Annotated in this window: 11 protein-coding genes; 6 read left to right on the top strand and 5 right to left on the bottom strand. The window is 54.1% G+C overall.

Features of this window, described 5'->3' with window-relative positions:
* Positions 1-138 precede the first annotated feature (138 nt).
* The 3 genes from IPH75_10405 to IPH75_10395 form a co-directional block, all read right to left on the bottom strand.
* Complete coding sequence (locus tag IPH75_10405; GenBank protein MBK7142480.1) at positions 139-1,332, bottom strand: hypothetical protein; 1,194 nt, start codon at positions 1,330-1,332, stop codon at positions 139-141.
* A 501-nt stretch (positions 1,333-1,833) separates the two neighbouring features.
* The gene (locus IPH75_10400) at positions 1,834-2,190 is read right to left on the bottom strand and encodes an RNA-binding protein (protein MBK7142479.1); all 357 of its coding nucleotides are present in this window, start codon (positions 2,188-2,190) and stop codon (positions 1,834-1,836) included.
* A gap of 544 nt (positions 2,191-2,734) precedes the next feature.
* Positions 2,735-3,079 carry an RNA-binding protein gene (locus tag IPH75_10395; protein MBK7142478.1) on the bottom strand — a complete coding sequence of 115 codons (345 nt, stop codon included), beginning with the start codon at positions 3,077-3,079 and terminating at the stop codon, positions 2,735-2,737.
* Positions 3,080-3,531: 452 nt separating this feature from the next.
* Here IPH75_10395 and IPH75_10390 point away from each other — a divergent pair, with 452 nt between their 5' ends.
* Positions 3,532-3,933, top strand: coding sequence for a hypothetical protein (locus tag IPH75_10390; protein ID MBK7142477.1), 402 nt, complete (start codon positions 3,532-3,534; stop codon positions 3,931-3,933).
* On the opposite strand, the gene IPH75_10385 is transcribed toward IPH75_10390, so the two are convergent.
* Positions 3,926-4,603, bottom strand: coding sequence for a GNAT family N-acetyltransferase (locus IPH75_10385; GenBank protein ID MBK7142476.1), 678 nt, complete (start codon positions 4,601-4,603; stop codon positions 3,926-3,928). The two genes, IPH75_10390 and IPH75_10385, sit on opposite strands and share 8 nt — an antisense overlap.
* 667 nt (positions 4,604-5,270) lie before the next feature.
* Complete coding sequence (gene gyrA, locus IPH75_10380; protein ID MBK7142475.1) at positions 5,271-7,706, bottom strand: DNA gyrase subunit A; 2,436 nt, start codon at positions 7,704-7,706, stop codon at positions 5,271-5,273.
* A 745-nt stretch (positions 7,707-8,451) separates the two neighbouring features.
* Between gyrA and IPH75_10375 the strand changes: the two genes are divergently transcribed.
* The 5 genes from IPH75_10375 to IPH75_10355 all read left to right on the top strand — a co-directional run bounded on the left by IPH75_10375 (position 8,452) and on the right by IPH75_10355 (position 11,911).
* Positions 8,452-8,919: a hypothetical protein gene (locus IPH75_10375; protein ID MBK7142474.1), complete on the top strand. Its 468-nt coding sequence runs from the start codon at positions 8,452-8,454 to the stop codon at positions 8,917-8,919.
* Positions 8,912-9,316 carry a hypothetical protein gene (locus IPH75_10370; GenBank protein MBK7142473.1) on the top strand — a complete coding sequence of 135 codons (405 nt, stop codon included), beginning with the start codon at positions 8,912-8,914 and terminating at the stop codon, positions 9,314-9,316. Before IPH75_10375 ends, IPH75_10370 begins: the two co-directional genes overlap by 8 nt.
* 396 nt (positions 9,317-9,712) lie before the next feature.
* Positions 9,713-10,336, top strand: coding sequence for a hypothetical protein (locus tag IPH75_10365; protein MBK7142472.1), 624 nt, complete (start codon positions 9,713-9,715; stop codon positions 10,334-10,336).
* Positions 10,337-10,515: 179 nt separating this feature from the next.
* Positions 10,516-11,085 carry a hypothetical protein gene (locus IPH75_10360; GenBank protein ID MBK7142471.1) on the top strand — a complete coding sequence of 190 codons (570 nt, stop codon included), beginning with the start codon at positions 10,516-10,518 and terminating at the stop codon, positions 11,083-11,085.
* Positions 11,086-11,572: 487 nt separating this feature from the next.
* The gene (locus IPH75_10355; protein MBK7142470.1) at positions 11,573-11,911 is read left to right on the top strand and encodes an ORF6N domain-containing protein; all 339 of its coding nucleotides are present in this window, start codon (positions 11,573-11,575) and stop codon (positions 11,909-11,911) included.
* Positions 11,912-12,460 lie beyond the last annotated feature (549 nt).

Here is a 12,460-nt window from a genome sequence, read left to right as displayed (position 1 = left end):
CCTCCTACACCTTACATCCCGACTCTCCCCTCCGGACGGTGAAGCAACCCATTCCTTGCGCGGCAGACGTCCTCGTCTGCCCGTCTCCCCCGCACAAAAAAAATCGCCGGACCACTCGTCCGGCGACTCTTCATCTCTCTACGGACAGGCAGGTAGTGCCCCTCCCTGCGTCAAATAATTGATCAGTATGCTCAGATCCGAAAGGTCGATTGAACCTGCACCATTGATATTTGACTCCTCAATGCACCTGAGCACAACCCCCGACCCGGTCATGTAAGACACCATCAATGACAGGTCTGAGATATCCACCCGCTGATCCATCTGCGATGTTAAATTCCCTCGCGTCCCTTCGCAACAGGCGCGCACCGGATTCGGACAAGTACACTCTGCAAGCACGAGCGTATCAAGATAGGGCTGACCGTACGTGAAGTAATTCGTGAAGATCAGTACATCCGCCCAGGAGATCCTGCAGTCGCCATTGATATCGGCATTGACCGCCAGCGGTAACTCGTTAGTATCTCCGGCGACATAGCGTATCAGTTCCGTGTAGTCCCCGACCGAGAATGGCAAGCCGTCGAGATCAATATCCCCCGCCAGAATTATCGACGTGCAGTTCCTTAGCACTGCCTGGCTATTGTCGACACTGAACAACGTCGTGTCGAGCATTCCGATTGTATCGACCGTTATTCTCAGCGAATCGCACGGTGGAACGGCCACCTGGGTCCAGGAAAGACATGTCTCACCCATCCACTGATCGCATCGGTAGCAATCCGTATCTGATATGATCGCCACAGTCGCTACCAGATTGTTCCCATTCTGATCGGCGAATGAAAACCTCTCAGCCAAGCCCAGACTAACACTCACGTTGGCGAATTTCTCGAACAGCGTGTCCGGATTGAATGGCATGGTCACCGGGATCTTCACCAGCAGATTGCGGTTCACATGCGGTGGATAAGCCGGCTGCGCGGGTGGACTAACATCATTGCGAAGTCCGGTCAACAGCAGATCGTACCCCTGCCCACCCAGCGAACTCGTCTCGACATATTCCCAACCAGATAGCGCCGTACCGGAGGTGTCAATATTTAGGCCCAAAGTCACAATATTGGGACGATCTACCTGCAGCCAGATCTGGAACCCGGCTATCGAGTCAAGCGGATTGGTCAACCAGACCCGCATATACGTCGTTTGACCCGGCGATACCCCGACTGTGTCAAGGCTGAGGTGGATTCGTTCAGCCGCCCATGACTGTCCGTTCGCTGACAGCATGAGGACCACTGCACAAACCAGGGCCAGAGTCAGGCGAATGATTCGATTGACGCACAAATGAGACATACGCTTCTCCCTTTCTTTTAGAGACAGTTCGAAGAAAAGCGTTATCAAAAAAACGAAGTAAGATGCTCCAGGAATCGCGAATTTTGAACGAGAAGACTTTCCCAGTTACCTTTAATGATGCAATATCTATCCACGTTTGTCAAGAAGATAGTCTCCCGCTGCGTACTTCCCGGCTGAGTTGCACATATCTGTACCCAGGACAACCCCTACTTGCAGTGTTGCACTTAGTACGTGAACTCACGCGGTCAACTCTCCTGCTTCCCCTCCCTCCATTGCGGCGCCGTTGCGAACCATTCGTTTTGCAGGAAATCGACCTTTCAGCGTCATTGCGAACCGTCCGGCCACCGCTCTCCCCTTACATCCCGCCTCACCACTCCGGCCAGTGAAGCAACCCGTTCTTTGCGCGGCAGACGTCCTCGTCTGCCCGTCTCCCCCGCACAAAAAAAATCGCCGGACCATAAGTCCGACGATTCTGTGTCTCTCTAGCTCAGATCGGTCAGATTACCAAGAACGGTTGTAGCCACCGCCGCCGCCGCCACGACGACCGCCGCCGCCACGACCACCGCCGCCGCCAAAGCCACGACTGCCGCCGCCACCGCCACCAGCACGATTCTCGGTGCGAGGACGCGCCTCATTGACTGTCAGCGCACGACCATTCAGATCAGTGCCGTTCAGACCGTCGATCGCCGCCTGCGCCTGCTGGGCATTGGGCATTTCTACAAACCCAAAACCGCGCGGCTGGCCGGTGTCCCGATCAGTCAAAATGTTTACTCGTGAAACTTCACCAAACCGCTCAAACGCGGCTCGCAGCTCTTCCTCTCCAGTCTTGTACGAGAGGTTACCGACGTAGATATTCATTCGATTCTCCATCTCATTCCGCTTCATAGCGGAACTTCAGATTCAAGCGCACCATTGCGCATACCGCCACCCGATCACCGTTCTTGTCAAGGATTTGAGCTTCTGAGACACGCTACCGAGAGAATCACTTGAGAAACAGCCAATTAGGGACGTTTGGTTTCCATCACTTTAAAGATGTCGGCAAACCGATGTTTCGTCAATACCTTTTTTTTGACCATTCTTTGCCGTGGAACAGCTTAGCCCCCCTCCAGACCGTCCGCGACTGCCAAATCTCAAGCCTTCTCGTTGGCAATTCATAAGCCAGGCAGGAACAGCTATGGTATTACAAATCAATAAGATACGTTGAAATGCGGAGTCTCGAAGCAAAACTCGGATTTCACCGCTTCCCCCCCTCGTTCCGTCAGGTCCTAGGGCTCGCCTTGCTTCTCATCACCGAAACCGCCATCCCGATCACGCGAGCACGAGACCTGACGGCCTTGCAGGCCCCCTCCCCACCACCCAAAAAAAGAGCCCACCGAAGTGGGCTCTCTCTATTTCGCTTGGCTTACCAGCCGCGGTTATATCCGCCGCCGCCGCCACCACGACGATCACGGCCACCACCGCCGCCACCGCCACGATGTCCGCCACCGCCACCGCCACGGCTGTCGGTCTTCGGACGAGCCTCATTGACGGTCAACGTGCGTCCCATCATCTCCTGGCCATTCAAACCGTTCATCGCGGCCTGGGCCTCTGCCTGGTTCGGCATTTCAACAAAGCCAAAACCACGCGGCTGACCGGTGTCACGATCGGTGACGATGTTGGCGCGGGAAACTTCGCCAAACGCCTCAAACGCGGCGCGAAGATCGGCTTCGGACGCTGAGTGTGACAGGTTGCCTACATAGATGTTCATGCATCTCTCCACTGCTTGCTTCTGGGTTCCGCCGATCTGTTCTGCAGTCGGCCGAACTAACGGAGCGGTTGTTCGCGCATTATTGCGCCGCCGCAAGAAAGCTCTTGTCTAAGGATCATTCTATCGAAGCAAAGCCAGAGAGAGAGAATCGCTTGAGATAAGATTTCTCGGGACGTTTTCTACCGGCAGTATATCCCTATTGAAGATGGCGGTCAACACCAATTTGCACCCCCAACCTCACTATTCTCACCCCCCTGCCGGAACACTTTTCCCCCTCAAAACCCCTCAACCCCTTCTAAATGCCCCCCCTTCCCCTCCGCTGGACCTCCCTGGCCCCTCCACCACTCCTTCTTTGCCAATTTCAAGCCCAAATGAAACCTTATCATTTTCCTCTTGTTCTTCCGCGTAAATTCGTAAATATTGACCCAGTTAGTCAACATTAGGACCCGGACATGAGTCACCACTACCAGATAGACACCGAACGCCGACTCGTCAACATCCAGTACCAGGGTGCTATTACGGTCGATGAAGTGATGACCCAGATCCGGAAAGTCCTCGATGACCCCGCCTATCAACGCGAAATGGATGCCATCGCCGACTTCTCCCAGGCTACCCTCCTCTGGACCCTTGCCGAACTCGATCGCTTTCGCGTCTTCGTCTCCAAGATCAAGTATATCACCGGCCCCTCACGTTGGGCCGCCGTTTTTCCCAAAGGGAAAGATACCTCCACTGCCCGCATGTTTATTGCCCTGCACAATGCGTTTGAAGGGACGATCAAAGTGAAGCTGTTTGATTGTGAAGCTGACGCGTTGAAATGGGTGACCGAAGATACGGTCAACAAAGATCCTAAATAGTCGGCTGGCGCCAGTCCACGTTGGTCAGACTCGTCAGAATATGATCCTGCCAGCGACCGTTGATCCGAAGATACTCTTTCGCTCTCCCCTCGACCACAAACCCCAACTTCTCTAAAACCCGCGCCGACCTGGTATTCTCCGGAAGATAGTTCGCCATGATCCGATGCAGATTGCGCTCACGAAACATATAGTCGATTCCGATTCGCAGCGCTTCCGACATCAACCCTTTCCCCTCTTCCTGCTCATCAAGCGCATACCCAAGATACGATGCCTGAAATACACCGCGCACGATCTGATTGAAATTGACCGTGCCGATCACCCGTTTCGGATCCTCCCGCCGATACAGCATCAGCCGCACCGATGCATCCAACTGAAACTCCCGCTTGATCACCCGGACCGCTCGCTTCCAGTACATCGACGTGTAGCATTCATCCGGACGGACCGGATCGGTCGCCCGATGAAACTCCCGATTGCGCCGGAGATAATCGGCGATAGCCAATGAATCGCGAGTCGTGGGGATACGCAATTGCACCCGTTCACCGGTCAACACGGGCTCTTCCAGTCGAACTCTTCTGTCTAGCGCCATGCCGCCATAGTACCAACCCTCTCCTCTCCCGTCAAGTTTTGAGCAGCCCACACCCACATCCACCGAACTTCTACCTTGACTCATCACTCCACTATCCGCTATACTCACCTCGGGAGTAAAACCGTACCTATGAACCGTCGCTCATTCTCCGTCCCTGCGTACCCGCGCCTGCCCGCGCCGCGCCAAATACAAGCGCCCTCCCCCCCCCCCCCCCCCCCCCCCCCCCCCCCCCCCCCCCCCCCGTGCTGGGTGTACGTCATTGCGAACCGTCCGGCCACTGCTCTCCCCTTACATCCAGCCTCTCCCCTCCGGACGGTGAAGCAACCCATTCTTTGCGCGGCAGACGTCCCCGTCTGCCCGGTGACTTCGCCTCTCGTCCCTGAGCATGAACTCAGGGCGGGCTCCGCTCGAGGAGACAGGTGATATCAACATACGGTCCAAAGGACCGTCGGGTCGAGCGAAGTCGAGACCCGAACAAACTCTCTTGTTGGGGGGCCCCCCCCGCCCCGCCCCCCAACCCCCCCCCCCCCCCCCCCCCCCCGCCCGTGGGTCCCCCCCGGCGGCCCCCCCTCCGACCCCCCCCCCCCCCCCCCCCTTCCGCCCCCAATATCCGCCTTGATTCGAAGTGTGACCCGACGGCTCCCTTTCTCCCCCAACAAAAAACCGCTGGCTCATCTCTGAACCAGCGGTCATTTCATTCTCAATCTCTACTCTTCGCTAAGCGCGAAGCGGACCGGTGCAGGCTCGCCTGCTATTCCTCCGCCACCACCCGCGCGACATCCGTCACCAGATCGTTCTCCGATAGCGACATCAACCGCACCCCCTGCGTATTCCGCCCGATCACGTGTATATCCTTCACCGCGCTCCGGATCGCGATCCCGCGCTTGGTGATCAATATCAACTCATCCTCATCCAGCACTTCCATGATCGCCACTACCTCGCCGTTCCGGTCGGTCGTCTTCACATTGATGACTCCCTTCCCGCCACGGTTCGTCATGCGATAATCTTCGATCGAGGTCCGCTTCCCATATCCATTCTCGGTGACCACAAGCAGGGTCGAATCCCGCTTCACCGCCACCATGCCGATACAGTAATCCGACTCATCCAGCTCGATCCCCTTCACCCCGTAGGCCGAACGTCCCATCGCGCGAACTTTCTCTTCGGGGAATCGGATCGCCATTCCCTGGCGCGTCGCCAGCACGATCTCAAAATGCCCGTCCGTGATCGCCGCGCCGATCAACGCATCATCCCCCTTACCTTCAATATCGATCGCATTCACCCCCGCCTTGCGCGGATTGGAGAATGCATCCAGCGAGGTCTTCTTGATCGTCCCCTGCTTGGTCGCCAGCACAACATATTTATCCTCGGCGAACTCGCGCACCCGCACGAACGCCGCCACCGCATCATCCTTGCCGATATCGACCATATTGATGATCGGTTTCCCCTTCGCCATCTTCCCGCCCACCGGGATCTCATGCACCTTCACCCAGAAGCACTTCCCGCGACGGCTGAAGAACATGATATAATCGTGCGTCGACGCTATAAACAGATGTTCCGCGAAATCATCTTCCTTCGTCTCGATCCCGATCACACCCTTCCCGCCACGCTGCTGCTTGCGATACATCGACACCGACAACCGCTTCACATACCCCTGGTGCGAGATCGTGATCACCATATCTTCTTCCGCGATCAGATCCTCAACGGAGAACTCTCCCACCGCATCCTGGATCTCCGTCCGACGTTCATCGCCGAAACGCTTCTCCAGATCCTTGGTCTCGTCGCGAATGATCTTCCGCTGCAGCGCCGGCGATTCCAATATCGCCTTGTATTCGCTGATCTTCCGGATCAACTCAAGATACTCTTCTTCGATCTTCTGCCGTTCCAGGCCCGTCAACCGCTGCAAGCGCATTTCGAGAATGGCGCTCGCCTGGATCTCGGACAGCTTGAATTTCGACATCAACCCTTCGCGCGCCGTTGGTACATCTTTCGACTTCCGGATCAACGCGATCACCGCGTCGATATTATCCAGCGCGATCTTGTACCCCTCGAGGATATGCGCCCGCTCTTCGGCTTTCCGAAGGTCATACTGTGTCCGACGCACCACCACTTCGTTCCGGTGCTCGATAAACGCATCGATCAACTGACGCAACGTCAGCATCTTCGGCACGCCCTTATCCAGCCCGAGCATGATCACTGAGAAGGTTGACTGCATCGTCGTATGCTGGAATAACTGATTCAGCACTACTTCGGTCTGCGCGTCGCGCTTTAATTCGATCACGATCCGCATGCCGTCGCGGTCGGATTCGTCGCGAAGGTCCGATATCCCTTCCAGCTTTTTATCCCGCACCAGATCCGCGATCTTCTCGAGCAAATTCGCTTTGTTCACCTGGTACGGTAATTCCGTCACCACGAGCGACTCGCGCCCGTTTTTCATATGCTCGACTTGCGCTTTCGCCCTCACCTGGATATGCCCGCGCCCGGTACGATACGCATCCCGGATCCCGTCGTGACCGATGATAATTCCACCCGTCGGGAAATCCGGCCCCGGCACGATCGACAGCAGATCATCATTCGTCGTATCCGGCTTGTCGATCACCCGCACTATCGCCTGCGCTATCTCGCGAAGGTTATGCGGCGGGATCGAGGTCGCCATACCGACCGCGATACCCGATGTTCCATTGCACATCAGGTTCGGGAATTTCCCCGGCAGCACTTTCGGTTCTTGCAGCGTGCTGTCGTAGTTCGGCATGAAATCGACTGTCTCTTTATCCAGATCCAAAAGCATTTCGACCGCGATCGGCGTCAGGCGTGCTTCCGTGTAACGCATCGCTGCCGCGTCGTCGCCGTCGATCGACCCAAAGTTCCCCTGCCCATCCACCAGCGGATAGCGCATGTTGAAATCCTGCGCCATGCGGACGAGCGTCGGGTAAACCACCTGCTCGCCGTGCGGGTGATAGTTACCGGAGGTATCGCCGCAGATCTTGGCGCATTTACGATGCGCCCGTCCGGGATAGAGCGACAGGTCGTTCATGGCGACCATAATGCGACGGTTCGATGGTTTCATGCCGTCGCGAATATCGGGGAGGGCGCGATTGGTGATGACGGACATGGAGTAGTCGAGGTACGACGACTTCATTTCGTCTTCGAGATAAACGGTCTCAACTTTTTGACGTTCGAGTGATGCCATCTGGGGCTTTTACCCTTCTATGGTGAGTGACTATTTTTTGCAATTATAGGACTGAGAAAGATACGAAGTTAAAACCGAGAAGGCAAGGATAAGAAGTTCGTACTGATGCGCGCAACTCATTACCATCCAATATCTTAGTCGTCACTCGGTCGAAGGTCCTTGTAGTTATCAAGATTGTGCGTGCAGATTATGAGACGAAGTCGTATCTTTGATTATTGTCGCTCGTATATGACATTGGGAGGAATTAATTGAACGCCATTATTGTCACTTCAAACACTAACAGCAATACCTCGACTATTGTAACTCAGACAAGGTTGGGTCATCCAATTCCCAACCTGCAATGCCTAGACAGCCCATCTCATGGACAGCACTTGCGTCAGTCCAAGTACCAAGATGACTATCGTCAGAATATCTTTCGAACTGGCCCTTGTTTGATCTATAATTGTCATGGGCTGACGTTTGCCGCTAGGAGAACAACAATTATTGACTCTCAGGCCGTGCATCGGATCCTCCAAGACGATCAGTACAAGGAAATTCCTCGTAAAGAAGCCTTACCTGGAGACATAGTGGTTTACATTGCAAGGGGTACGTCTGATATCGACCATTCGGGTATTGTGATTGAAGGACCTAACGACTTAGGACTTCCGACGGTGGTAAGCAAGTGGGGCGGATATGGAGAAGTAGTGCATTTGGAATCGCATTGTCCATATCCTGACACCATTGTAAAATACTATAGGATTGAAAAATGATTGCAATTTCGGATTCTCAAATAGAGGATGCGACCAGCATACTTGCTGTGGCGAATATTCCCGGCTATGTTTTTAGACATCTTAGGGCTAAGGACTGGGTACAAGCTATTTCAACTCAATTCGCACCCAATGACTTACTACAAGCTGTTGATCAACTGATCAAAGACAACTCAGGGGACGAAATGAATCGTGTCAAAGCCATTGTCTTGCTGGTTGTTATAAGTCATCTTCCATATTCGAGGGAACTGCTCAGCGCAGTTGAGGCTCTTGAAACAAACGAGTTGCTATGGGGGAACGAGGTCAAGTCCTTAGTTTTGAAGTCAATGACTCCAGTATTGATAATCGCCCATCGCATTCAGGTTGCCGGAGAACCTTCTCGACCAGTCGGATCCGATTCTTCAACAACTTCTGTTTATAGTGTTATTTCTATGCCAGTTTCTCCAAAGGAGATCAGACATGATTAGCGTAACAAGCATGATGATAGCCGAACAGGTCATTCATGATCGCGATTCCAATCGAATATCCGTAATTAACATATTCGATGGGATCGCTATTGATAGCTCACCACTTTTTCTACCGCAATTGACAATTCTTACACTTATTGAGCGCTCTAACGATACCGTTCGGGCTGTAGATTGCAGCATTGATCTGCGACTAGACGATGACTTAATATTCACCAGCCCGCTACACTTGGAATTTGGTGAACGCGGCGGTACACGTTCGATTGTGCGGTTGAGCGGTGTAGTTTTGCCAAGGCCCGGGACTTTGAAGGCATTGTTTAGTCATCAAGGTCAAGTGCTCAGTAGTTATTTGGTACGAATTGATTTGGATAAACCGACTTCAGCAATCAAACAAATATAGGTACTGCAAATTCAAGACCAGATCCAATTGAAGCCTTCTTGGATACATTAGGGAACCATGCAGCCTTGTAGGTCGAAACCCCTGCACCGAGAGGGCTTGTAAGTCAATATTCTCTCAGAATTGGAGACCCACATGTCTGGAAAATGCCCTCACTGTAAAGCAGTGCTCAATCGTGTCAATTTGGCCGAAATGACTTCGTCTGCGTTTAGCGGAGTGGAATGGAAAACCATCGGATACGTATGTCCATTCTGCCAGACAATCATCAGTGTTAGCATTGATCCGATTGCGATTAGGACGGACATTGTCAATTCAATCAGGGCTGACAGAACCCGTTAGCACGATGTTGCTCTTATGTTCTTCAGTAACGTATCTGCCCTTGTATAGGAGTATTGTCACATGGCTATTGTTATGTCCAGTCGCGCCAAATGGCTCTTTGGAATACTTGGCGCTATTATTGTTGGAGCAATTGGGAGTGGTATCTGGGATCTACTATTCAAGCCGCTGTTTTCCGTGGTCGGCAGACTATTACTTTCAGTTGGCACCTTCGGTATAAGTAGTATAAGTCAGTCAATCTATGAGGACGTTGCTAAAGGATTCAGAGAAAGCCCTAGTCTCGAAGTCGAAGCAATGTTGATGGGCACGATATCTGGCTTTATTTTGATTTCATTGTTAGGACCTTGGGCAAAGAGCAAGCTTGTTGAACGATTCGCTGAAAAGCCTGATTCGCAGAATTTGAGTTCAGGCAAAGCGATGATTCGGTCCCTAACTATAGTGATAATAATGATAATCGTCTTCTTTTTTGGGCGATTACTTCAGGCAACTTATGTCAACATGGCCATTGTGCACTACAATCAGAGTCTCAGGATTTGCCGACCCTACGTTAATCAAGAATTTGAGCTACAAATAGATTCACGATTCGCCGCAATCGAATCTAAATCAGACTACGCTGCGGTGATTCGTTCTCTTGATTCCGTTGCGGCATCCAACAATGTTGCCTTGCGAGAATTTACTATTTGGTAATGCAGTAGAAAGCGAGCGGGCCCACCGTTCATGGTGGGTCACACTGACTTCGTATCACATTCGCTACTGATCCTGAATCCGCCCCCCTACATATAAGACCGGCGGCGCGGCGGGCATCCAACCCGCCCCCTTGCGTTTCCTTCAGGGCGGCATTAGATTACCCGCAGGGAGATATGATCATGTTCAATCGCATCCGGGCCGCCTCAAAAGCAGAAAAGCTGTCAGATATCATCATCTATTTGACCGCCTCGGTCGTCAATAGCTTCATCCGATCCGGGCATCCCCTACAGGTCCAGGATACGATGGATATTCTCGGCCGGTCATTTGCCCTGCTGGTCAGCACCTATCGCTTTGCCAACCTCGACATGCGTCCCGCACTCTATGATAGAGTGATTGAGGTCACCATGATGAATATGGAACGGTGGCTGAAATCCAACTGTCACATTGTCGGCGTCGGTGGTGACCGCACTGACGAAGTTCAGGAGGTAGTGGTGACCTTCCCCTCTTTGGAGGCACTCTTTATCATCGAGACCGGCAAGTCGCTCCCCCGAACAGTTCCCGACTCCCCCCAGCAGTTTATCGAATCGGCTATTCCTTTATACGTCACCGCCGTGACCGAACTCATCGCAGCCAAACACGCCCGGACACCCAACACACCATCCCAATGGTCACCCTTTGACCCCGCGGTACACGCTATCGCCATAGCAGAATCGGCCCGACACCACACTGCCCAAATCCTCGAGATCTGAATCATCAGTCAGAGTCTTTTGGTCCTGAGCCTTGTAGGTCGAAACCCCTGCCGGCAGAGCCGGTGCGCAACGCGCAGGTTTCGACACCTTCTTAGGTCATCTTCTTTCCCCTCTCCCCCTGGGAGAGGGTGTCGCGGAGCGACGGGTGAGGGTCCCGTCTCACATTCGCTACTGATCCTGACTCCGCCCCCCTACATATAGGACCGGCGGCGCGCCGGGCATCCAACCCGCCCCCCCGCCTTTGAGATCACAATCTGTGTCCTCAAACATCCCCCCGTATGACAACCGCTAGCACTCCTTGGTCCGACCCCATTAATAGAAGCGGTGATGTTGCTCCCCTAACCCCAAACCTCTCCCGCCAAACCTCATCCCTCTCCCCCTCAACAACCTGATGATTCCACTTCGGCCCCCCCACCGTCATTGCGAGGAGCGCAGCGACGAAGCAACCCACTCTCCCCGCCAACCCCCCAACCCACCGAGGTCTCCCATGCAACCCAAACCCCGACGCACCCCGTACTTCCTGATGCGCGACCGCAAAGTCTGGCTCGACCACGATATCGCCGCGATCCTCCGCATCCCGACCGGCCGCCTCAACCGCGTGGTGAAGCGCCACCCCGAACGTTTCCCCGCATCGTTCAGCTTCATCCTCGATCAGCGCGAGGTCGCCTGGATCCGTGCGCGTTCCGATATCGCCAATATCCGTTTCCGCTCCCGCAAATACCTCCCGCGCGTTTACACCTATCCAGGCATTATCATGGCCAGCTCACTGCTGCGCACCCCGAAAGCGCTGGCCGCCACTCTCCACTTCCTCACCCCCCTCCGCTAACCCCGGATACGTCATTGCGATTACAAAGTCATTGCGAGGAGCGCAGCGACGAAGCAACCCATTCACCTTATGTCATTGCGAGGAGCGCAGCGACGAAGCAACCCATTCAGTGCCGCCAAACCTCATCCCTCTCCCCCTCAACAACCTGATGATTCCACTCCGGCCTCCCCCCAATCGTCATTGCGAGGAGCGCAGCGACGAAGCAACCCATTCACCTTATGTCATTGCGAGGAGCGCAGCGACAAAGCAACCCATTCACCTTATGTCATTGCGAGGAGCGCAGCGACGAAGCAACCCATTCAGTGCCGCCAAACCTCATCCCTCTCCCCCTCAACAACCTGATGATTCCACTCCGGCCTCCCCCCAATCGTCATTGCGAGGAGCGCAGCGACGAAGCAACCCATTCAGTGCCGCCAAACCTCATCCCTCACTCCCCCAACCAGATGATGATTCCACTCTGCCCCCCCCCCAATCGTCATTGCGAGGAGCGCAGCGACAAAGCAACCCACTCACCTTATGTCATTGCGAGGAGCGCAGCGACAAAGCAAC

The sequence above is a fragment of the bacterium genome, assembly GCA_016708025.1.
Lineage (GTDB): Bacteria > Zixibacteria > MSB-5A5 > GN15 > FEB-12 > FEB-12.
The sequence above is the reverse complement of the archived record's forward strand: the minus strand, read 5'-3'. Positions and strand labels throughout refer to the sequence as shown.

Bases quoted from the DNA above. Each gene is read 5' to 3' on its own strand.
- gyrA (MBK7142475.1), bottom strand. From the start codon at position 7,706: ATGGCATCACTCGAACGTCAAAAAGTTGAGACCGTTTATCTCGAAGAC.
- IPH75_10375 (MBK7142474.1), top strand. From the start codon at position 8,452: ATGATTGCAATTTCGGATTCTCAAATAGAGGATGCGACCAGCATACTT.
- IPH75_10360 (MBK7142471.1), top strand. From the start codon at position 10,516: ATGTTCAATCGCATCCGGGCCGCCTCAAAAGCAGAAAAGCTGTCAGAT.
- IPH75_10400 (MBK7142479.1), bottom strand. From the start codon at position 2,190: ATGAATATCTACGTCGGTAACCTCTCGTACAAGACTGGAGAGGAAGAG.
- IPH75_10365 (MBK7142472.1), top strand. From the start codon at position 9,713: ATGGCTATTGTTATGTCCAGTCGCGCCAAATGGCTCTTTGGAATACTT.
- IPH75_10395 (MBK7142478.1), bottom strand. From the start codon at position 3,079: ATGAACATCTATGTAGGCAACCTGTCACACTCAGCGTCCGAAGCCGAT.
- IPH75_10355 (MBK7142470.1), top strand. From the start codon at position 11,573: ATGCAACCCAAACCCCGACGCACCCCGTACTTCCTGATGCGCGACCGC.
- IPH75_10390 (MBK7142477.1), top strand. From the start codon at position 3,532: ATGAGTCACCACTACCAGATAGACACCGAACGCCGACTCGTCAACATC.
- IPH75_10370 (MBK7142473.1), top strand. From the start codon at position 8,912: ATGATTAGCGTAACAAGCATGATGATAGCCGAACAGGTCATTCATGAT.
- IPH75_10385 (MBK7142476.1), bottom strand. From the start codon at position 4,603: ATGAGTCAAGGTAGAAGTTCGGTGGATGTGGGTGTGGGCTGCTCAAAA.
- IPH75_10405 (MBK7142480.1), bottom strand. From the start codon at position 1,332: ATGTCTCATTTGTGCGTCAATCGAATCATTCGCCTGACTCTGGCCCTG.